The following is a 22,253-nucleotide window of genomic DNA, read 5'->3' as shown; positions in this document are numbered from 1 at the left end:
TTTCGAAGGTAGAGTGTTTTAGATTTGTGAAAAGGCGAAATTGCTGAATTGCGAAATCGCTTTTTGGGATTGAGGATTCGCTTTAGTATTATAGTTCTCGGACGGAAGGTGTTATTCAAAATGTTTTTTGTTTACGGCGACTTCCATCTACAAATTTACAAATCCACGATTTAACGATTTTACAAAAGCTATTAGCTTTTTCGCCTTTTTGCCTTTTTGCCTTTCCCCAATATTAACTCCCCTTAACAATTTTCTAATCTCATTTTAATCTCTTTAATGACATTTTAATTCCATTCCAAAGAACCTCTAATTTGGTCACTATAGTTTTGTATTATCAAAAAAAATAATAGCAAACTAAATCATAAAAGTATGACCAAAACTATTTTAATTGCCACAGACTACTCTCTTGAGTCATTGAATATATTGAAAAAAGTACTTAAAGAGAAAAACAGAAAAGAAGAAGAAACACAATTCAACATAGTATTCGTATCAGGGTATGATATGGGAGATTCTATTAGAGATCTTTTGTTCACAACAAAGAGTCACATATTTAATAAGATAAGATCCCAGGAATTTTGTGATGCATTCAGCATTATCAAAAATAAATATCCACACCTGATTAATAAGATGACCTGCGATATCTTCACAGGAAGCTTTCAAAGAACGTTCAATAATTATGTAGCAACAGAAAAAATTGACGAAGCTTATTACTCACCATCTGTTAAAAGCAAAGGTAAAGGAAAGTTTGACATCATTCCATTTATCAAAAAATGTAAAGATCTTGAATCACATGAGATCGTTCTGGAAATTTCTCAAAGCCTTCCGGAAAGAGGAAGACTTGCTGAGATTTTTGTCGAGGTATAAATATATACAGTTCAATTATTTAAATTAAAAAAAATGTTAAGAAATTATAGTAACAGCAGGACATTGGGAGACAATATCAGATTGGGGACGCTGACGGCCTTTACGGCGGGAACTATAAATATAGCATCTCTCTTAATTTTTCTCTCTTTTACCTCAAACGTAACAGGGCACTACGCTATTTTTGCAGCAGAAATAAGTAAAGGAAACTGGACTCAGGTGGCAGTAGTAGGTGCGTGGATTTTCCTTTTCTTTTTTGGAAGTTTTGTTGCCAACTTCTTCGTTATTAATTTTAACAAAAGAAGCAAATATTTTGCGCATGCAATGCCTATTATATTGGAAATTATGTGTTTGCTCTTTGTCGGGATTTATGGACAGTTCTTTTATCAGAGAACAGTGGAAGAAACAGAATATCTTGTAGCCTTGATGCTTTTTGCTACAGGTTTACAGAATGGTTTGACGGCAAGTATTTCGAACTTCTCCGTAAAGACCACCCACCTTACAGGAACGACCACTGACTTAGGAATTTTGGTATCCATGTTTACTCATAAAAAATACAGAAAGAACCCGGAATTGATTGCAAGAGCGAAATTACTTTCAAGTATTATGCTGGCGTATGTATTGGGGGCTGTGTTTTCGGGGTTAACTTATTACTATCTGGAATTCAGGGTGTTTTATGTTATCAGTGTATGTCTTTTAGTGGTTATTGGGTATGATTTTTATACCATCAATATCCGACACTTCAATACACGTTACAGATATAATAAGATCTATAAAAAGCCAAGTGTTTTAGCTAATCTTTATGATAAGATCCATGGAAGAAGCAAAACCAAAGAAAAAAGAAGACTTGTATTTGATGATTAAAATATAAGAAAAAATAAAGAATCTATCAGTATTAATTTTGTGTAAACAAGCTGTGAATCAATCCTCTATTTGTCTCGTACAATTAGGGGATTGTATTTTAAAAAAGGGTTAAAAATAAAGGGATTTTTGAATTCATTAGAAAAGGCAGAATTTTTGCATATGGATAATTAAATTTTAATTCACGTTTTTATTGTTTTTATTCCCATTTTCATTGACTATTTTTGTAAGTTGATTTAACGTTTTTTATGTCAGATATTATTCAGCTTTTACCGGATCATGTAGCCAACCAAATTGCGGCAGGAGAAGTGGTGCAGAGACCTGCGTCCATTGTGAAAGAATTATTGGAGAATGCTATCGATGCAGATGCTTCTAAAATTGAACTGATCGTAAGGGATGCTGGAAAAAATCTGATACAGGTGGTCGATGATGGAAAAGGGATGTCAGAAACAGATGCCAGAATGGCTTTTGAAAGACATGCCACCTCTAAAATCAGGGGGACAGAAGATATTTTCAAGATTGCAACGAAAGGGTTTCGCGGTGAAGCTCTGGCTTCCATAGCAGCGGTTTCCCAGGTAGAGCTTAGGACAAAGCAAAAAGAAACGAATATCGGAACCAATATCTATATTGAAGGCGGTGTTTTTCAATTTCAGGATCCTGTTCAAACTTCTGATGGGTCCAACTTTTTAGTGAAAAATCTTTTCTTTAATGTTCCGGCAAGAAGAAAATTCCTTAAAAATAATAATATTGAATTCAGACATGTTATTGATGAATTCCAACGGGTTGCCCTGGCTCATGAAAATTTAGAATTCTCTTTATTTCATGATGATGAACCTGTTTTCCGATTGAGAAAAGGAAGCCAGATGCAGCGCATTGTTGATATTTTTGGAAGAAAACTGCAGCCGCAGCTTATTCCCATCAAGGAAGATATCATCTGGTGTAAACTTCATGGGTTTGTAGCAAAGCCGGAAGGAGCGAAAAAGACACGTGGAGAACAGTTTATCTTCGTTAATGGAAGATTCTTTAAGAGCCCCTATTTTAATAAAGCAGTTCAGGAGGCATTTGAGGGATTGCTTCTACCCGGATATATTCCAACATTCTTTCTTTTTCTGGAGTTGGATCCTGAGAAAATAGACGTTAATATCCATCCACAAAAGACAGAAGTTAAATTTGAGGATGAACATCTTATTTTTGCGCTGATCCGTTCTACGATAAAAAGATCTTTGGGGATCTATAATGTGGCTCCAAGTCTTGATTTTGAGAAAGATCCTCAGCTGGATGAGCTTATGCAAAAGACTTTTCCAAGCAAAGGAAACAGTGGCGGGATTATAAAAATGCCTGAAATTGTTGTCGATAAAGACTACAATCCTTTTTTAGAAGAGCGGGGAGTAAGGCAGGCTGAAATCCAAAACCTTGCAGAAATGTATCATCAGAATATCTCTGCTGAACCTTCAAAGATTAACCTTTTTGAAGATGAAGATTTTGATGAAGATCTTATGAGGCTTCCTAATGGATATTGGCTGTTCAATAAAGGAGACAGAACCCTGATGTTAGATTTGGGAAGAATGCACAGGCTTTTTGTTTCCGAAAACAGTAAGCCAACAAAAAAAGGGGCAACGAATAGCCACGCACTTCTTTTCTCCTTAGAATATCACATGAATGAGATTGAGAAGAATAAATATAAATCGATCAAAAAATACCTTCCGGAACTTGGGTTCGATATGAAAGTGGCCCATGAAAGTGTTTTAAGAATAGACGCAGTTCCCGAGGGACTGAAAGAAACGCAGGTAATGAAATTTCTTGAAGACCTTTTTGAGGTCCTGGAATATAAAACAGAGGAAGAGTTTGCCCAATATTATCAGAATCAGTGGACCAAGATGCAGTCAAAATCCAGATTTGATTTTATTTATAAAAAAGATGCTGAGCAATTAATTAAGGACTTCACAGCATTAGGGTTTCCTGAATTTTTACCTAACGGGAAGAGATGCTTTTATGAAGTTCCTTTCAATGATTTTAAAAACAAATTTTAAAAATGTTTAACAATATACCACCGATCACAAGAAATATAATTATAATAAATATTATTGTATTTATTGCATGCTATATATTTCCTCAGCTCTATAATACTCTTTCAGCGTATTATCCATTTTCTCCTAATTTTAAATCGTGGCAAATTATAACCCATATGTTTATGCATGGTGGTCTTACACATATTTTATTTAATATGTTGACATTGTGGAGTTTTGGTCCTATTTTGGAGCAGTCATTGGGAGAGAAAAAATATTTGATCCTTTATTTTGTGAGTGGTTTAGGCGCATTTTTCCTATTCAATTTGTGGAATTTTATTGAGATTCAACAAATCACTTCCAGTCTTGAAGGATTAGGATTAAATGCTGCTGAAATTTATAAAAAGGCAGCAATAGGATACGCCGGGGATATGAATATCAGCGCAACAACGGCAGAAGGAAAAGAATTATCTCAAAACCTATATAATGCACTGAGAACTCCTATGGTTGGAGCTTCGGGAGCTATTTTTGGGGTTATTGCAGCTTTTGCGACCCTGTATCCGGATTCAAAAATTGGAATCATGTTTATTCCTGTACCCATTAAAGTAAAGTATCTGCTGCCGATATTACTCGTTATTTCTATTTATTTAGGTATTTCCGGAAATGTGGGCGGAATTGCTCATTTTGCTCACGTGGGGGGAGCTATTGTAGGATTTATTTTAGCTTTAATATGGAAAAAGCACTTGTATAGATTCCGTTAATGTAATCCTGTGAAGATAGTCCGCCTTATATTTTTAATTGCCCATTTGGGAATATTGTTTCTTTTATTGGGAACATTACTAAATGCCTATGTACCCCCTAAAGTATATCCCTGGTTTAATCTTTTATCTTTAGGGTTTCCGGTTTTAATAATCGCTTACGTAGTGTTAACTGTTTTCTGGGTATTTAACTGGAAAAAGAGGGCAATTGTATTTATTGCTTTGGGTTTTCTTTTTGTGAATCCTGTTAAGAGATGGGTAAATTATTCTTCTGAAAATAGGGAAGCATCCGACTTGAAGATTATTTCATTGAATGCCAAAGGAGGAGTGTTGGGGATCAAAAATATTGAAGATTATATAAATGCCCAAAACCCGGATATTGTTTTAATGCAAGAGCATGTAAGGGATTATAACTTTGAAGGCTTAGGCAAAGGAAAGGGAGATCCGATTATCTCAATTTTTTCAAAATATAAAATTATAGACCAGAAGGAGCTGATTGAAAGTAATTCTGAAACGAATAATGCCTACGCCAATCAAACGGATATTGAAATAAAAGGAAATACCTATAGATTTATCAATGTATATCTTCAGCCGTTTAAGTTTGAAAAAAATATGGTAAAGCTGAAAGGAAATAGTGATGAGGATGAGCAGAAAGTTAAAGATATTGTTAAAAGACTAATTCCGACCTTCAAAATGCATCAGGAGCAGGTAGCTGCTGTAAGAAAAGGGATTGATGAGTCTCCTTATCCTGTGATACTGGTAGGTGATTTTAACTCCGTTCCTAATTCTTATGAGTATTATCACTTAGGAAAAGGTTTGAAAGATGCCTTTGTAGAATCAGGACGAGGAAGTGCAACAAGCTTCCATGATTATAAATTTCCGATAAGGATTGATTATGTTTTTACTTCGCAGTCTATACAGCCTTTAAGCTATAAAGTTGACCGTTCTGTCAGAATTTCAGACCATTATCCTGTGATCGCAACATTCAAATTAAAAAAATAATAATCATAAAATACGTTAAAAGTTTTAACCTTGGTAAGATTTTTGATGAAAAATAGGCTAGACCGTTTTTTTTCATGAAGCCGAACCAGATATTGTTATTTTTGCATATTGCAGTTATCGTATTACTACTGTGCACCTTAGGGAATGCATGGATACCTCCTAACTTTATCGCTGGCTTAAATCTTCTTTCTCTTGGCTTTCCTTATTTCGTACTATTGCATATTTTGCTGACGTTAGTGTGGATCATCAAAAGAAATAAAATTGCGGTTGTTTTTATCCTAAGTACTTTTATTTTCTATAACCCAATCAGACGCTGGGTTAATTTTTCTCCTAAAACTGAAAATTATAAATCGATCCGGGATGTTAAAATATTGACATTTAATGTTAAATATGGTGAGTTTGGCTGGGATAAAGTGAAGCGATATATTCAGGATCAGAATGCAGATATTATTTTAGTACAGGAAAAAGACACAAACAGGGTCATAAGAAAAGATATGATTAAGTATCCTGTTGTGATCTTAAAGACCAAACATAAGATTCTAAGACAGGCTGAATTAATAGAAGATAAATCAAGAGGGAATTCTTTTTATGCTGATATTGATATCAATGGAAAGATTGTAAGAATAGTCAATGTCTATCTGGAGCCATTTCGTTTGAATAAATCTATGTTTGATTTAGGAAAAGGATCCAATAAGCTACATCTTCTTTTATCTCATATGACTCCTACCTTCAGAGCACATGAAGAACAAATAACAAAAATCAGAAAAGCGATTGATTTTTCTCCATATCCGGTGATATTGGCAGGAGATTTTAACTCTGTCCCAAATTCTTACGAGTATTATAACCTTGGAAAGAACTTAGATGATGCTTTTTTGACCGTAGGAAATGGGGTGTCTACAAGCTTTCATGATTATAAGATTCCTTTAAGGCTTGATTATATTTTTACTTCTAAAGATGTTATCCCGATAAGCTATAAAATAGATCAATCTGTAAAATTATCAGACCATTATCCGGTAATTGCAGAATTTCAGTTAAATTAGTTCCATGAAAAATTTATTTTTTGTGGCTGGAACTTTCTCCATCTTATTTATTTCATGCTCTAAAAGAGAACCCGCCCCCGTAGATGATAATCAGAATATAAAAATGCAGTATGATACAACTGCTATTGATTCCTTTTCTGCCGGAGCAACATCAGTAGACATTGTAAGGCAAATCAGGATGTCCTCTCAGAGATACCAGGATTCCTTAAAGGAAGCGCTTAGAATTCAGAAAGAAGAAAAGCGTATTAAAGAAGAGCTTGAGAAGGAGAATAAAAAGAAGCAGGAAGAAGAAAAGAAGAAAACAGAAAAAGAAGATAAGGAAAAGGCTCCTGTTAAAGCTTCTGTGTAAAGAATAAAACTTTCGCAGTTTTTTATAATTTTAAAAACACTCTTAAAAAATATCAAAATGAAAAAACAAATTGTAACAGTACTTATGGTTGGTCTATTAGCCGTTTCATGTACTAAATCAACGACAAAAACTGAGCAGGTTGAAAATCCGGATGGATCAATAACTACAACAAGCACTACAGTAACCCAAAGTCCAGCTGATATTATCGATAGTTCTAAGGTAAATAAGGCAAAAGAGGACGTTAAAGCTAAAGTTGATGCAACAGGGGATAAAATAGATAATGCAGCGCAGAAAGCGAAATCAGATCTGAATGAAGCCGGGAAAGATATTAAAGCCGGTGCAAAAGAAATCGGAAAAGATGTAAAAGATGCTGCAGCTAAAGGAGCCGGAAAAGTGGAAGAAGGAGCTAAAAAATTAAAAGAAGATTTGAAGAAATAAAAAATAAAACCGCACTTGAAAGCTGCGGTTTTTTTATGCATTAGTTTTTGTTGAGTTCTAATAAAGGATCTATATATTCCCGGTCGTTACTAAGTCTGGGAACTTTATTTTGCCCACCCAGTTTTCCTTTCGATTCCAGCCAACAGTAAAATAAATTGGGACGTGCAATATGAACAATTGGCTTCTTTAATGTAATATCGTTATATCTTTTAGCTTCGTAATCAGAATTTACCGCTTTAAGGTTATCATCGAAAGCTGCGATAAAACCTTCCAGATTGTCCGGATTTTTACTGAATTCAAATATCCATTCATGAGCACCGCTTTCATTTTCTTTCATGAAAACAGGGGCTCCTGTAAAGTCTGTAATGGCCGCTCCTGTTTCCTGACAGGCTTTGGAAAGTGCTAATTCTACATTAGTAATCATAAGTTCCTCTCCAAAGGCGTTAATATAATGTTTAGTTCTTCCTGAAATTTTTACCCTGAATGGATTAACGGAAGTAAATACGACTGTATCTCCAATCAGATATCTCCATAATCCGCCATTGGTAGTGATGACCATTGCGTAATTCTTTCCAACTTCAACGTCTTCAAGACTTACTACCGGAGGATCAGAAAGATGAAATTGATCCATAGGAATAAATTCATAAAAAATTCCATAGTCAAGCATTAAAAGCATTTCATCACTGTTCGATCTGTCCTGAATACCAAAAAAGCCTTCAGAAGCATTGTAGATTTCGTAGTAATTAATGCTCTTTCCAATGATCTGGCTGTATTGTTCTTTATAGGGTTTAAAGCTTATTCCGCCGTGAAAAAATACTTCTAAATTAGGCCACAGCTCGGAAATATTCTGCACATCTGTTTCTTTTAAAACCCTTTGCAGCAAAACGAGCATCCAGCTGGGAACTCCGAGAAGACTTCCTACATCTTCGTTTTTAACTTCCGAGATAATAGCTTTAAGCTTACTTTCCCATTCTGACATTAATGAAACCTTTTTGCTTGGTGTTGTAGTGATTTCCACCCAGAAAGGAAGGTTGTCTATAAGAATAGCGGATAAATCACCAAATTTAGTGTTGAAGTCGGCATACAGTTCAGAACTTCCTCCCAAACGCAAGTTTTTATTAGTGAAAAGTTGATTTTCAGGATGGTTGTTGGCGTAGATTGATACCATATCTTTCCCGGCCTTCATATGGCAATATTCGAGGCTTTCAGCGGAAATAGGGATGAATTTACTTTTTGCATTAGTCGTTCCTGAGGATTTTGCAAAATGCTTAATATAGCCTGGCCAGCTTACATCTTTATAGCCTTGTCTGGCTCTTTCGATATAAGGTTCAAAGTCTTCGTAGGTAACTACCGGAACTTTGTTTTTAAAGTCCTGATAACTCGAAATTGAATTAAATCCATACTTCTTACCATATTCAGTGTCTTCAGCATGAAACAACTGAGAGAATAATATACCTTTCTGTGTTTCAATAGGATGGTTCATGAAATTCTGGATCTGATCTATCCTTTGACGGATAAACCAATTGACCACAGTATTGAAGAGTGCTTTCGTTGCCATTTCAACAAATATAATGATATTTGAATTTTCAGAGAATTTTTTATGGCTTAAAATAAAAAACCGTTACAAATATTGTAACGGTTGATTATCTGAATATATTGTTTTTCTAGCAATATTCATCGTAAGCTGCCTGAAGGTTTGCAGCGATTGCTCCTGCAGGATTTCCTTCAATGTGATGTCTTTCCAACATGTGAACCAATTCACCATCTTTAAAAAGAGCTACACAAGGTGAGCTTGGAGGAAATGGAGCTAAATGTTTTCTAGCTTCTGAAACTGCTTCAGTATCGAAACCTGCGAAAACTGTTGTTAAATGATCAGGTTTTTTATCTCCTGTTAAAGAGTAAACAACCCCTGGTCTTGCAGCTCCCGCAGCGCATCCGCATACTGAGTTGATGACCAATAGAGTAGTTCCTGATTGCTTTAATGCTTCTTCAACCTGAGCTGTAGTTGTCAAGTCTTCAAAACCTTTATCTGTAAGTTCAGCCTTCATAGGCATTACTAAATCTGATGGATACATTTTTTGTTTTTTTTAATCTTTACAAAGGTAAAAAATTATTTATGTTTCATCAACTTATAAAAACTATTGATCAATTAGGAAATGTGGATGATACAAATATGTTACACAATATTAATGTTTTAATAATATTCGAAAAAAAATAAATTAAAACTATGTATAACAGAAAATATTTGCTAAATTTGAAATGATTCTAAAAACAACCAACCATGAAAAGGCATTTTTTACGTCATTCCCTCGACTTAAAAGGTGCGTCCAGTTAAGTCTGTCATTTACAGACATCTTAAGCATCTTATGCATAAAGTAAAGCCCGAAATTAATTTCGGGCTTTACTAATCAAATCGATATGCAAATATTGGATATCCTCGGTTGGTGTTAGAGTTTGGTGATTTCGGATCGGTTTTAAGTCCCGAAACAAGGATCACGCCTCTCTACGAAAGAAGCTTCTTGGCCATTTCGGAAATACTTTTTCCATCTGATTTCCCGGCCAAATTTTTTGAAGCAATTCCCATTACCTTTCCTAAATCTTTTATGGATTCAGCTCCGGTTTCAGAAATAATATTTTTAATTTCTACTTCCAGCTCTTCTGAAGTAAGCTGCTGAGGTAAGAATTTCTCAATCACTTTCATCTGAGCTTCTTCCACTTCTGCTAAATCTGTTCTTCCCTGAGCAGAAAACTGTTCGTAAGAATCCTTACGTTGTTTAATCATTCTCTGTAAAATGGCAATCTCTTGTTCTGCTGAAACTTCAGCTCCTCTCGCTTCGGTTTGTAAAAGAAGAATTTGAGATTTTACAGCACGAAGAGAATCCAGGGCAACTCTGTCCTTTGCTCTCATCGCTGTTTTTATAGCCTCGCTTATTATATTTTCTAAACTCATTTTTTCAAATTTAACAATGTATCAATGTAACAGTTTACCAATTGTTGATCAAAGGGCGATTGTTACATTGGTACATTTCTACATTGTTATATTAATTAGTCTACGTCCTTATTTAAAAATCGGTTTTCCCTAATCTGCATAGAACCATTATTTTCAGATAAATAAGTATTGATATTTTGATCTGAAGCATTGGTTCCGTCAATAGAGATATTCTTTCTTTTAAAAGCAGGAATAGATTCGAACTCATTCACATTATCAAAGCTCTGATAGCGGGAGTTGAATTCCTTTAATTTATTTCTTCTTTCGATAACTCTTTCCTGATCAATAGTTTTATTAACGAACGTAAATTCGCTTTCTGATGAGCTCGGAGTTTCGATTTCTACTTTATTCTCTACGACAGGTTTGTCTTCAACAGCAGGAACTTCTTTTACCGGCTGAAAGAATGTTTCAATTTTTTGAACAGGCTCTTCTACGATCTGACTCACTGTATTGGAAGGAGTATATTCTGCTTTTGGCTGACCATAATCTGCTTTCGGCTCATTCACAGGTTCATTCACAAAGAAGCTGAATTCAACCGGTTTTTCCTCAGAAAAAGATGAAACAGAAGAACTGTTGGAAGGCTGGTCTTTTCTTTCTTCTGTAGTTTCAAATGAGAAAGACTGGATTTCCAGATCATTTGGATCGTTATCCTCATCAAAAGAAAATAAGTTGTAAGCATCCTGCTCTTCTTCTTCGTTTCTCCAATTCTGAATAGGGCTGTCTAATGTATCTTCCTCTCTTTCAGAGAATTTTATTTCTGTTTTAACTTCTTCATCCTCAATAATCATTTTTTTTTCAGTAGAGGTCTTGAACTGGGTATTATCCTGGTCTTCATCATCCAATCTGAAAAGATTTTTTCCACCAAAAGTATAGCCTTCTTCAGGGGCAACTTCTCTTTCTTCTCTTGTCTTAAATGGAGAGGCTTTATAAGAATCCAATTTATCGTTTAAACCGATTCTGATTTTTTCCGTAGGACCAGCAAATTTTTTGTCTTCATTTGAAAATCCTGTAGCAATAACAAGAACACTTACTGCATCTCCTAATTCTTCATCAGCACCAACTCCAAAGATAATATCAGCAGTATTTCCTGCCTCTTTTTGAATATGATCCATGATGATACCGATCTCATCCATGGTCACTTCTTCAGCACCACTTCTGATCAATAATAGTACATTTTTAGCTCCTGTAATTTTATTGTCATTCAATAATGGAGAGTCAAGAGCTTTTCTTACTGCTTCTTCTGCTTTGTTTTCTCCTGAAGCGGTACCCGTTGACATAAGAGCCGTACCAGAGTTCTGAAGTACAGATTTAGCATCTCTAAAGTCAATGTTTACATCGAAGTAACCAGTAATAACCTCTGCCATACCTTTTGCTGCATTGGTTAAAACTTCATCGGCTTTTGAGAATCCTTGTTTGAATCCAAGATTACCAAATTGCTGTCTTAATTTATCGTTATTGATGACAATTAATGAGTCAACATTGTTTCTTAATTTATCGAGACCATTTTCAGCCTGTTCAAGCCTTCTTTTGCCTTCGAAGCTAAATGGAACCGTAACAATACCTACTGTTAAAATTCCCATGTCTTTGGCTACTTTAGCAATAACAGGAGCTGCACCCGTTCCGGTTCCACCACCCATTCCTGCAGTAATAAAAACCATCTTCGTGTTTTGTCCCATTGCAGCCTTGATCTCTTCAATACTTTCAATAGCTGATTTTTCCCCAACTTCAGGATCAGCACCAGCTCCAAGACCTTCAGTAATGGTAGTTCCCAACTGAACCTTATTGGAGACGGGGTTATTATCCAAAGTTTGAGCATCCGTATTGCAGATCACGAAATCAACACCGTGAATCCCTTTCTCGTACATGTGTTTAAGGGCGTTGTTTCCACCGCCACCAACACCAATTACTTTGATGATTGATGAATTTCCTTTTGGCAAATCAAATGAAAACCCTTGTGTACCTATATTTTCCATAATTATATTTTTTAAAATTGACTCATGATAAGTGATAAGGAATAATCGGGTATCGCTTATCATTCATCATTTTATAATTTATTCTACTTCTTCAAAGAATTTTTTTACTTTTTCCATAAGCGACTGTCCGAAAGTTAATCTGGCCGCTTTTTTATTTTCCTGCTGTTCTCTTACCTCTTCCTGCTCCTGAACTACAGATGCCTGATGGGCAACCGGATTCGTTTCAACGGTATTGGTTGTAACTTCTGGCTGCTGTTTTTCCTGAACAATCTCTTCTTCTATGATTACCTGCTTTTTGTCCCTGATTTTTAAACTTTCCATCAGCAATCCAATTGATGTTGCAAATTCAGGACCTTTTAGATATTGGTTCTTATCATTGGCAATATATTCATTAGCAAAACCAATTCTACTGTCAAAACCAGTTGTATAATTGGCAAGCTGGCGAAGGTGTTTCAAGTTAGAGCCACCCCCTGTAAGAACAATTCCGGCGATCAGTTTTTTCTTCTGCTCGAATGCCCCATATGCTTTTAGCTCGGTATTCACCATTTCCAGAATTTCTTCAACTCTTGCGTTGATGATCTGTGCTAATGTTTTAAGGGAGATCTCTTTATCAGGTCTGCCATGAAGTCCAGGAATCGTTACAAATGTGCTGTCTTTTTCCAATTCCGGAACTGCGGATCCGAATTTTACTTTCAGTTGTTCTGCATGTTTCTCGATAATTGAGCAGCCTTCTTTGATATCTTCAGTAATGATCCCACCTCCGTAAGGAATTACACAGGTATGACGGATGATGTTATCTTTAAAAATAGCAATATCTGTTGTACCTCCACCAATGTCTACAATGGCAACACCAGCTTCTTTTTCTTCTTTTGTAAGAACTGCTTCAGAAGATGCCAAAGGTTCCAGAGTAAGTGCTTCCATTTCCAATCCGGCTTCTCTTACACATCTTGCGATGTTTCTGATGCTGCCCATTTGTCCTACGACCACATGGAAGTTAGCTTCTAAACGTTTTCCGTGCATACCTACAGGCTCTTGTATTTCACCTTCGGAATCCACTTTATATTCTTGAGGAAGTACATGAATAATTTCTTCACCGGGTAGCATGACCAGCTTCTTGACCTGATCTTTCAGTGCTTCGATGTCGTCGTCTGTAATAAACTTGTCCGGATGCTCACGCATAATATAATCGGAGTGCTGCAGAGAACGGATATGTTTTCCTGCAATACCTACCGTGACTTTGCGGATAGGAACTCCCGCACTGGATTGTGCTTCAGACACAGCAGCCTTGATTGAATTAATGGTTTGTGAAATGTTATTCACAATACCTTTATGAACCCCAAGACTTTTGGCCTTTCCTACACCGAGAACTTCTATTTTCCCGTGTGCATTCCTCCTTCCGACAATCGCGACTATCTTTGTTGTCCCGATGTCCAGACCTACTGAATACTCTTGATTTTCCATTTGTTTATATCGATTTGATTTTTTATTCTATTTTAACTTTTCCTTTTGGCTTTGCTGCCGGTTTCTTCTCAGCGATCTTTTTTGTTTCCTTTGGTTGGGTCGTTTTTGGTTTTGTACTTTCCTTCTGTTTGGAAGTGGAGTTTTGCTTTTTAACCTCTTTCGTTTTTGTTTTAGGTTCAGTTTTCTTCATGGCCGTTGCGATTGGAGCCTTTGCCAATTCTTTACGTCCGGCATTCAGAATACTGTCATTTTCTTTAAAATAAGGATTTAAAGTGGTTACGATCTGATTCTGATATTTTACAGAGATCATATTGTACTTCTGAGGATCCTGATACACAAGATATTTCTCAACAAAAGCTTTAAAACCTTTTACTTTAAATTCTATATTATCTAAATCTCCGATTTCCACTTTATAATTTCCCTCACTTGTAAGAAGGTTGTAGTCATCTTTATCTTTTGAGATCCCAATAAAGTATCTTTTACTGAAATCGTCTTTATCAATTTTTCCTACCAGCTCAGCCAGTTTTTCATACTCATCCGGTTTTACATTTCCTGTCACGAGCATACATGGATGTGAATAGGTTTTCGAAATGGGGAATTCCACTCCTTTTTCATCTACATAAAAGTCTCTTCCCTCTTTATTTAATCTGAAAACAGGAACTCTTTGTTTTATATCCAGATTAAGTTTTCCATTTAAGTTTAAATAGACATTAGCACTATCTACCGCCGGAAGCGCATTGATCTTTTTTTCCAGCGAAGGAATGTTAAGATCTCCTACTTTTCCGGATGGATTTTCCTTTTTTACAATCTCTCTGATATCTTTTTCATCAACAAAATAAACAGGAGTCTTTTCACTTAATTTTACAGATATCTTATTATCCGTAATCTTCTGGCCACTAAATTTCTTTAAAGAGAAACTCAGCAGAAAACCAAGAAGGATTACTGTGATAGCAATTTTTAATATTCTGTATTTATTTTTCATATTTTTTTGTATTCATGTATTAAAGTAAAATGTATTCATGATTTTCATGGGTTACATTAGCTCATACATTACTACTAATTATCATTTAAAGTCAACCATTCACATATCGGATCATATAGGGTGTCTATATTTCCGGCACCTACGGTAAGCAGGATGTCAAAATCTTTTTCTTTTATCTTTTCAAAGGCTTCCGCCAATGTTGAACCCTCTTTTTTATCTAATGTCACTTTTTCCAGCAACCATTTTGAAGTAATTCCTTCAAAATTTTCCTGTAACTCTCTTGCAGGATAGATATCTAATAAGATCAACTCATCTGCATTGCTTAAGCTTTCAGCAAAGCCATCTGCAAAATCTCTTGTTCTGCTGAACAAGTGAGGCTGGAAAGCAACCAATAATTTTTTATCTGGATAAAAAGTTTTGATAGAACTTACCACCGCATTGATCTCTGTAGGGTGGTGGGCATAGTCATCAATATATATTTTACCGCTCTTATAGCTATGTTTTGTATATCTTCTTTTAATTCCCTTAAAACGGGCAATTGCTTTTTTCAGTGTTTCAAAATCTACTCCTAAATTGTGGAGAATTGCTAGAGCAACTGTAGCGTTTTCCACATTATGGATTCCCGGAATCTCCCAGATAAAATCTTTTATGGTTTCTGTTGGAGTATGAAAGTCAAAATAGATCTTATCATGATCCATACGAAGGTTGTCGGAATAGTAATCAGCCTTTTCGTTAACAGCGTATGTCTGATGGTCTCTTCCAATTTCAATTCCTTTTCTTACAAAGAGCTTTTTATCTTCAGGGACTAAAGCTGCAAACTGGCGAAATCCTTCTTCAATATGATTTTTATCTCCATAAATATCCAGGTGATCTGCGTCCGTAGAAGTGATCACTGCCCAATCCGGAGAAAGGTTGAGAAAACTTCTGTCATATTCATCTGCTTCTACCACAGAATATTGAGAACCGTTATACAGAAAGTTGGATTTGAAATTTTCTGAAATACCTCCCAGAAAACATGAAAATGGTAAGTCTGCTTCTTTGCATAAATGAGAAACCAAAGTAGAAGTTGTCGTTTTACCGTGAGTTCCTGCAACTGCTATACAGTCTGTATTTTCAGTAATTAACCCTAATACTTTTGCACGCTTTAAAACGTTAAAATCATTTTGATTAAAATAATCTAAAATCCCTAATATTTTGATGGCCGGGGTATAAATGATCAGTGTATTCTCTTTTTGAAGAGAAGTTACCTTTTCACCGATCAAATCCTCAAAAACAATATCAATTCCCTCACTCATCAATTGTTGAGTAAGCTTGGTGTTGGTTTTATCATAACCTAAAACCTTTTTACCTGAGGCATTAAAATAACGAGCCAGGGCACTCATGCCGATGCCTCCGATTCCCACGAAGTAAAAAGTCTGATATGTTTCTAATAATTTCATCTTCTATTTAATTATTGATAATTGAAAATCTTTTCTTTATCCAGTCCATAAGCATCTCCCTGATATAAAAAGAACTCCATTACTGCATCTTCTAAAGTTTCATTTGTAAATCCGTTTGTTATCCAGAAATAGTACTTGAAACCAATTGAATTTTGGGTTGGCAGATATTCTGCCTTTATCATTGCAAGCTTATTGATTTCAGCTAATAAACTATCAATCTTATCTTTGCTTACGCCTTTATTTAAAAGGATATTTACATTAAAATTAATATACTTTTTCCCTGAATCCACGTCCATAAATAGGGTGGCTTTGTCTTTATTTCCTATTTTAATAAAAGTCTCTTCTTGCTCCAGTATTTCGTATCCTTTACTTTTCAGGAAAGTACCCACTGCTGCAATTTTAAAGTCTGCAGGCTTTATAAGTGTCTGTGCTGTTACCCAATGAGTAAGGAAGCAAAAGAACAATACTGTTAGTAATTTGGTTTTCATACTTTTTGGTTTTGGTTATTGTAGTTTTATAAAAATTTCATCGACAATTTCCTTTGCTGCATTAGGTTTAGCGAAATATTCTAAATTTTTAGACATTTCTTTTCTTATATTTTCACTCTCACAGATTTCCTGAAGTGTATTCCAGAACTTTTCCTGCATTTCAGAGTCTTTTACCATTCTGGCGGCGTCTTTTTCAACCAGATTCATTGCATTTTTCGTTTGATGGTCCTCTGCCGCAAACGGGAAAGGAATCAATAACACAGGTTTTTGTGCCACTGCAAGTTCTGAAATGGCAATAGCCCCTGCTCTTGAAACAATAATATCTGCCGCAGAATAAGCTCTTTCCATATCTTTTATAAATTCAAGAATCTGGATGTTACTGTTTGTTTTATCTTTTGTTTCTTCAATAATAGCTGCATAATCAAGCTTTCCGGTTTGCCAGATCAGCTGATAATCTTTGTTTATAATTTCATCGAAATGAGATTTCCAGGCATTATTTAAAGTTCTGGATCCTAAAGATCCTCCCACAGAAAGGATGGTTAGTTTGTCTTTATCTAATCCCATTTTTTCTTTTGCCTGGGAAGTTTCTTCCATTCCGGAAATAATATTCTCACGAATAGGATTGCCCAGAAACTTAATTTTTTCAGTGGGAAAGCCTTCTACCTGAGGATAGGCTGTAAAAACAGCTTTTGCCTTTTTACTTAAAATTTTATTCGTAACTCCTGCATGTGCATTTTGCTCTTGAATAAAAATTGGAATTCCCAATTTACTGGCTTCATACAAAGCGGGACCACTTGCAAATCCACCTGTTCCGATGGCGAAATCAGGAGCAAAGCGCTTGATGATCTTTTTTGATCTGGATAAGCTTTTTAAAATTTTAAAAGGCAGTCCTAAATTGGATAACAGGTTACCTCTGTCGATACCAGCAATATCAATTCCTTCAATGTGATAACCAGCTTGTGGAACTTTTTCCATTTCCATTTTTCCATTGGCGCCTATAAACAAGAATTCTGTATCCGGAAATCTCTTCCTGATCTCATCAGCAATAGCGATAGCTGGGAAGATATGTCCTCCTGTTCCGCCACCGGATAATAATACTTTTAGTTTCTTGTTCATTTTTTCCAATTTTGAGATTGCTTTTTCATTTTGTTTTTCGCAATGACTTAAGCGATATCATTTATTTCTGAGATACTTTGTTTTTTGCCCATACCTTCTTCATCATAAATCTGTATCCTTGAGCTTATATTTAAAATAATTCCTAACTGCAAATAAGTAACCAACATCGATGTACCCCCGTAGCTGATCAAAGGTAATGGCTGTCCTGTTACCGGGATAAGATTAATGGCCACAGCAATATTCACGGAGAGCTGTATAAAGATCATTACACCGAGACTGAGAACGAGTAATGACCCAAAGAATGCGGGCATTTTACTGGCTATCATTACGATCCGGATCACCATGATCAAATACATACAGATAAGGAATGCGGCTCCAATTAGCCCATATTCTTCAACAATTACGGCAAAAATAAAGTCGGACGCAGATTGTGGAAGCATTTGCTTCAAAGCACTTTTCCCTGGTCCCATTCCTGTAATTCCTCCATGCACAATGGCTGCCTTAGCCTGCATGACCTGATAATTTTTTGCTTTTACACTTTCATCGTCAACATCAGCTGATTTGGCCTTACTTGAGGTAAATGTTTCCACACGGCTCATCCACGTATGAACACGGTTTCCTCCAATTAAATTGGTATTCAGGGCAACCAGTAAAAACAGAACGATGGCTATAAATGATGCAGAAATAAAACCTGCAATATATTTCCAGTGAAGCTGTCCGATAACCAATACAATAACTGAGACCATTAGAATCATTAAAGCGGTGGATCCATTGTCTTTTGCCACTAATATAAAGACAAGAAGAATAGGGCCGAAGATGTACATAATGTTCTCTATCGGAAGCCTTTCTCGCGTAATCTTTTTGGTTAAATATCTACACAGATAAATGACCAGCATAAGGAAAGCAAATGATGATGGCTGAAATGAAATCGGAGTTCCCGGAATTTTCAACCATCTTGAAGCACTGGCTCCATCGATAGTTTGTCCTGTAAACATGGTGACAACAAGCAAAATAATCATCAGACCAAGCAATATGCTGCTCAGCTTTCCGATGTATTCATATTTTACGGTTCCTACCAATCTCATGATTCCTAAACCTAAGACCACAAAGAACATGTGTTTGATAACGTGACCTGTTGTAGTCCCGTTATTTACGATATATTCCAGATTCGAACTTGCAGAATATACAGGGAAAATAGAGAAAATAGAAATCACAAGAATGACCATCCAAAGTACTTTATCTCCCTTTAGAAATTCAAATCTGCTTTCTGTGTCCTGTTCGTTCATACGTTATGTATTCATGTATTGATGTAAAATGTATTCATGTACTTTGACCGGTTGAGATCATTAATACTTTGGTACATTTTACATGAGTACAATTATTTTAATACTTGCTCTTTAAACTGTCGTCCTCTGTCTTCATAGCTTTTGAAAAGGTCAAAACTTGCACAACAAGGAGATAGTAAAACTGTTTCTCCGTTTTTAGCAATAGATTTTGAAATTCTTACAGCCTCTTCCATGCTTGACGTATCATATATAAATTCTTTTTTGTCTTTAAAGAAGTGGATAATTTTTTGATTATCAATTCCTAAGCAGACAATTGCTTTTACTTTTCTTTTGACAAGATCTTCGATCTCTGTATAATCGTTGCCTTTATCCTGCCCTCCAACAATCCAAATGGTTGGGGTTTTCATGCTTTCTAAAGCATAATATGTTGCATTCACATTCGTTGCTTTACTGTCGTTGATGTATTTTACACCATCGATTTCTGAAACGAACTCCAGTCTGTGTTCTACTGCCTGGAATGTCATTAATGAATTTCTTATGCTTTCATTATTAACATTCAGTATTTTGCTGGCAATTGAAGCCGCGAGACTATTGGCTACATTGTGATTTCCTAATAAAGAAAGTTCATCAATTTTCATTGAGAAGGCATCCTTTAATTGTACCACAATATTATCATTATCTATAAAACCTCCTTCAGACAATTTTTCTTTTGTTGAAAAAGGGATCATTTTTGCTTTTATTTCTAATTTTTCAAGAATATTCTTACTCATCTCATCATCTTTATTGTAGATGAAGAAATTATCATTTTCCTGATTTTCAGCTATTCTGAACTTTGCCAAGGCATATTCTTCATAGTTGTAATTGTACTGATCCAGGTGATCCTGAGATAAATTTAACAACAGCGATATGTAAGGTCTGAAATTCTGAATATCATCCAGTTGGAAAGAGCTCACCTCCAATACATAATATTCATGGTTTTCGTCTGCTACTTGTTTAGCGAAGCTGTATCCTATATTTCCTCCCAAGCCTACTTTCAATCCGTCATTTTTCAGGATATAGTAGATTAGAGAAGTGGTTGTTGTTTTTCCATTACTTCCGGTGATCGCAATGATTTTAGCATTGGTGAACTCAGAGGCAAATTCGATCTCGGACGAAAGTCGGATTCCCTGCAGATTAATTTTATAAATGATATCTGCTTTTTTAGGAATTCCAGGACTTTTAACAATCCAATCTGCATTTAAAATTCTTTCTTCATCATGGTTTCCTTCTTCGAATTCAATGTTGTTGTCGGTAAGAAACTGCCTATAGTTATCTTTGATAGCTCCCTTGTCTGAAAGAAATACTTCCAAACCTTTCTTTTTAGCTAAATATGCAGCTCCGCAGCCACTTTCTCCACCTCCTAAAACAACTATTTTCATATTCTTTTTTGTATTTATGTATTGACGTACATTGTATTCATGTATTTTAAAATCATTCATACGTTAATACATTTTACTTTTTACAAAGTTTTATCTCATTTTCAATGTGATCAGACATACTATAGCCAGCATTACACCGATGATAATCATTCTGTTAACGATTTTACTTTCGTGGAAACCGTCTTTCTGATAATGGTGATGTAATGGTGACATTTTAAATAATCTATTATTTTGAGCGTATTCCAGCCCATATTTTTTCTTTCTGTATTTGAAGACAACAACCTGCAGCATTACCGACATGTTTTCGATTAAGAAAATTCCACATAATACCGGAATCATCAGCTCTTTTCTTAAAATAATGGCTAAAACTGCAATTACCCCTCCAAGCATCAAACTTCCTGTATCCCCCATAAACACCTGTGCAGGGTAGGTATTATACCAGAAGAATCCGATAACTGCTCCCACCATGGCGACGACAAAAATGGTGGTTTCGCCCATATTGGGAAGGAACATAATATTGAGGTAGTCTGCAAAAATGATGTTCCCGGAAACGTAGGTGAAAAATGCCAATGCTAATAATATGACAGTACTTGTACCTGCGGCGAGTCCGTCAATTCCATCTGTAATATTAGCTCCATTGGAAACTGCCGTTACGATGAAAATGACAATCGGAATAAAAACGATCCATGCCCATTCGTGAGCATCTTTATCATTCATCCAAAATAACATTCCACTGTAGTCGAACTCATTATTTTTAGCAAAAGGTACAGTAGAAACGGTAATTTTTTCTGTAGGCATAAAATTTTGCTCTACATTATTTCTATTGACCACTTTTGCGTCAGCATATTTTCTCTTTACAGTAATGTCCGGGTGGAAATACATTGTAACTCCGACGATTAGCCCTAAGCCAACCTGTCCTACAATTTTAAATTTGCCACTTAATCCGTCTTTATTTTTCTTTACTTTCTTTAAATAATCATCTACAAAACCAATAGCTCCCATCCATAAAACAGAGATCGTAAGAAGAACAATGTATACATTGGTTATTCTGGTTAAGAGCAGTACGGGAATCAGGGTAGCAAGAATGATGATCAGCCCTCCCATAGTAGGGGTTCCTTCTTTTTGCTTCTGTCCATCAAGTCCCAGGTCACGAACCAGTTCTCCCATTTGTTTAGCTCTCAGGTAATTGATAATTCTTTTTCCGTAAACAAGAGCGATCGTTAGAGACAACAGAACTGCCATTCCGGCACGAAATGAAATGTATTTTAACATTCCAAGTCCCGGGATGTGAATTCCGTGGTTCGTTAAGTATTCGTATAAGTAGTATAACATGTCCTTTTTTAATTTAAAGATTTAATTGATTTAAGAATTTAAAGATTATTTTCTCTCAATATTCTCTTTTAAATATTTTATAAAATTTGAAATATTAGAAGAAATTTCTCTTGATAGATTAATTGCCTCTTCTGCCATAATTTCATTCCCTAATTTTAATCTTTTACTTACAATCATCATACTTCTTACTTCTGCGCAACTGCCTTTTGCAATTTTTAAATATTTAATAAATTGTCTGTTGTTATTATATTCTGAGCCTTCAGCAATATTATTTGATATTGAAAATCTGGCTCTTTTTATTTGGTTATTAAATTCAAATTCTTTTTCCAATCCCTGACTTCGAAGAAATATATAGATCTTTTCAATTAAATCTAAACTTTTACAATAAACTGGAAAGTCTTCGAAATTTTTTGTCATTCTCTGAATTTTTAAATCTTTAAATGATTCAATCTTT

Annotated in this window: 21 protein-coding genes; 8 read left to right on the top strand and 13 right to left on the bottom strand. The window is 35.4% G+C overall.

The genetic code is table 11. From position 1 onward, the window contains the following. The first annotated feature begins 369 nt into the window (after window positions 1–369). From CEY12_RS14105 to CEY12_RS14070, 8 genes are all read left to right on the top strand, one after another. Complete coding sequence (locus CEY12_RS14105; RefSeq protein ID WP_089028293.1) at window positions 370–864, top strand: hypothetical protein; 495 nt, start codon at window positions 370–372, stop codon at window positions 862–864. Window positions 865–897: 33 nt separating this feature from the next. Further along, window positions 898–1,725, top strand: coding sequence for a YoaK family protein (locus CEY12_RS14100; protein ID WP_089028292.1), 828 nt, complete (start codon window positions 898–900; stop codon window positions 1,723–1,725). Between the two features lie 245 nt (window positions 1,726–1,970). Further along, window positions 1,971–3,752 (top strand): DNA mismatch repair endonuclease MutL, encoded by a 1,782-nt coding sequence (mutL, locus tag CEY12_RS14095; RefSeq protein ID WP_089028291.1) that lies wholly within the window; start codon window positions 1,971–1,973, stop codon window positions 3,750–3,752. A 2-nt stretch (window positions 3,753–3,754) separates the two neighbouring features. Further along, complete coding sequence (locus tag CEY12_RS14090) at window positions 3,755–4,489, top strand: rhomboid family intramembrane serine protease (protein WP_089028290.1); 735 nt, start codon at window positions 3,755–3,757, stop codon at window positions 4,487–4,489. A 9-nt stretch (window positions 4,490–4,498) separates the two neighbouring features. Further along, complete coding sequence (locus CEY12_RS14085) at window positions 4,499–5,488, top strand: endonuclease/exonuclease/phosphatase family protein (RefSeq protein WP_089028289.1); 990 nt, start codon at window positions 4,499–4,501, stop codon at window positions 5,486–5,488. A gap of 74 nt (window positions 5,489–5,562) precedes the next feature. Continuing rightward, window positions 5,563–6,528, top strand: a complete 966-nt coding sequence (locus CEY12_RS14080; protein ID WP_089028288.1) for an endonuclease/exonuclease/phosphatase family protein — start codon at window positions 5,563–5,565, stop codon at window positions 6,526–6,528. 4 nt (window positions 6,529–6,532) lie between these two features. After that, window positions 6,533–6,877 (top strand): hypothetical protein, encoded by a 345-nt coding sequence (locus CEY12_RS14075; RefSeq protein WP_089028287.1) that lies wholly within the window; start codon window positions 6,533–6,535, stop codon window positions 6,875–6,877. Between the two features lie 57 nt (window positions 6,878–6,934). Continuing rightward, the gene (locus CEY12_RS14070) at window positions 6,935–7,315 is read left to right on the top strand and encodes a hypothetical protein (RefSeq protein ID WP_089028286.1); all 381 of its coding nucleotides are present in this window, start codon (window positions 6,935–6,937) and stop codon (window positions 7,313–7,315) included. Between the two features lie 40 nt (window positions 7,316–7,355). On the opposite strand, the gene CEY12_RS14065 is transcribed toward CEY12_RS14070, so the two are convergent. The 13 genes from CEY12_RS14065 to CEY12_RS14005 form a co-directional block, all read right to left on the bottom strand. Then, on the bottom strand, window positions 7,356–8,873 hold the full coding sequence (locus tag CEY12_RS14065) for a GH3 auxin-responsive promoter family protein (RefSeq protein ID WP_089028285.1): 1,518 nt from the start codon (window positions 8,871–8,873) through the stop codon (window positions 7,356–7,358). 106 nt (window positions 8,874–8,979) lie between these two features. Continuing rightward, the gene (locus tag CEY12_RS14060; RefSeq protein WP_089028284.1) at window positions 8,980–9,390 is read right to left on the bottom strand and encodes a BrxA/BrxB family bacilliredoxin; all 411 of its coding nucleotides are present in this window, start codon (window positions 9,388–9,390) and stop codon (window positions 8,980–8,982) included. A gap of 428 nt (window positions 9,391–9,818) precedes the next feature. Further along, window positions 9,819–10,265: a GatB/YqeY domain-containing protein gene (locus CEY12_RS14055; RefSeq protein WP_089028283.1), complete on the bottom strand. Its 447-nt coding sequence runs from the start codon at window positions 10,263–10,265 to the stop codon at window positions 9,819–9,821. 95 nt (window positions 10,266–10,360) lie between these two features. Further along, entirely contained in the window at window positions 10,361–12,277 is a 1,917-nt protein-coding gene (ftsZ, locus tag CEY12_RS14050; RefSeq protein WP_089029884.1) for a cell division protein FtsZ, read from the bottom strand. Between the two features lie 78 nt (window positions 12,278–12,355). Beyond that, on the bottom strand, window positions 12,356–13,738 hold the full coding sequence (gene ftsA, locus CEY12_RS14045) for a cell division protein FtsA (RefSeq protein WP_089028282.1): 1,383 nt from the start codon (window positions 13,736–13,738) through the stop codon (window positions 12,356–12,358). Window positions 13,739–13,760: 22 nt separating this feature from the next. Beyond that, complete coding sequence (locus tag CEY12_RS14040; protein ID WP_089028281.1) at window positions 13,761–14,720, bottom strand: cell division protein FtsQ/DivIB; 960 nt, start codon at window positions 14,718–14,720, stop codon at window positions 13,761–13,763. A 74-nt stretch (window positions 14,721–14,794) separates the two neighbouring features. Next, window positions 14,795–16,159, bottom strand: a complete 1,365-nt coding sequence (gene murC, locus CEY12_RS14035) for a UDP-N-acetylmuramate--L-alanine ligase (protein WP_089028280.1) — start codon at window positions 16,157–16,159, stop codon at window positions 14,795–14,797. A gap of 11 nt (window positions 16,160–16,170) precedes the next feature. Continuing rightward, entirely contained in the window at window positions 16,171–16,647 is a 477-nt protein-coding gene (locus CEY12_RS14030; protein ID WP_089028279.1) for a hypothetical protein, read from the bottom strand. A 15-nt stretch (window positions 16,648–16,662) separates the two neighbouring features. Continuing rightward, on the bottom strand, window positions 16,663–17,763 hold the full coding sequence (murG, locus tag CEY12_RS14025) for an undecaprenyldiphospho-muramoylpentapeptide beta-N-acetylglucosaminyltransferase (RefSeq protein ID WP_089028278.1): 1,101 nt from the start codon (window positions 17,761–17,763) through the stop codon (window positions 16,663–16,665). A gap of 47 nt (window positions 17,764–17,810) precedes the next feature. Further along, window positions 17,811–19,049, bottom strand: a complete 1,239-nt coding sequence (locus CEY12_RS14020; RefSeq protein WP_089028277.1) for an FtsW/RodA/SpoVE family cell cycle protein — start codon at window positions 19,047–19,049, stop codon at window positions 17,811–17,813. 92 nt (window positions 19,050–19,141) lie between these two features. Continuing rightward, window positions 19,142–20,467: a UDP-N-acetylmuramoyl-L-alanine--D-glutamate ligase gene (gene murD, locus CEY12_RS14015; protein ID WP_089029883.1), complete on the bottom strand. Its 1,326-nt coding sequence runs from the start codon at window positions 20,465–20,467 to the stop codon at window positions 19,142–19,144. A gap of 90 nt (window positions 20,468–20,557) precedes the next feature. Next, a complete protein-coding gene (mraY, locus tag CEY12_RS14010) occupies window positions 20,558–21,799 on the bottom strand; it encodes a phospho-N-acetylmuramoyl-pentapeptide-transferase (protein WP_089028276.1) in 1,242 nt (413 codons plus the stop codon). Window positions 21,800–21,844: 45 nt separating this feature from the next. After that, window positions 21,845–22,216 carry a four helix bundle protein gene (locus CEY12_RS14005; RefSeq protein ID WP_089028275.1) on the bottom strand — a complete coding sequence of 124 codons (372 nt, stop codon included), beginning with the start codon at window positions 22,214–22,216 and terminating at the stop codon, window positions 21,845–21,847. Window positions 22,217–22,253: the final 37 nt, after the last annotated feature.

It is taken from the genome of Chryseobacterium sp. T16E-39 (assembly GCF_002216065.1).
Lineage (GTDB): Bacteria > Bacteroidota > Bacteroidia > Flavobacteriales > Weeksellaceae > Chryseobacterium.
This window is presented reverse-complemented; position numbering and strand designations above follow the sequence as displayed.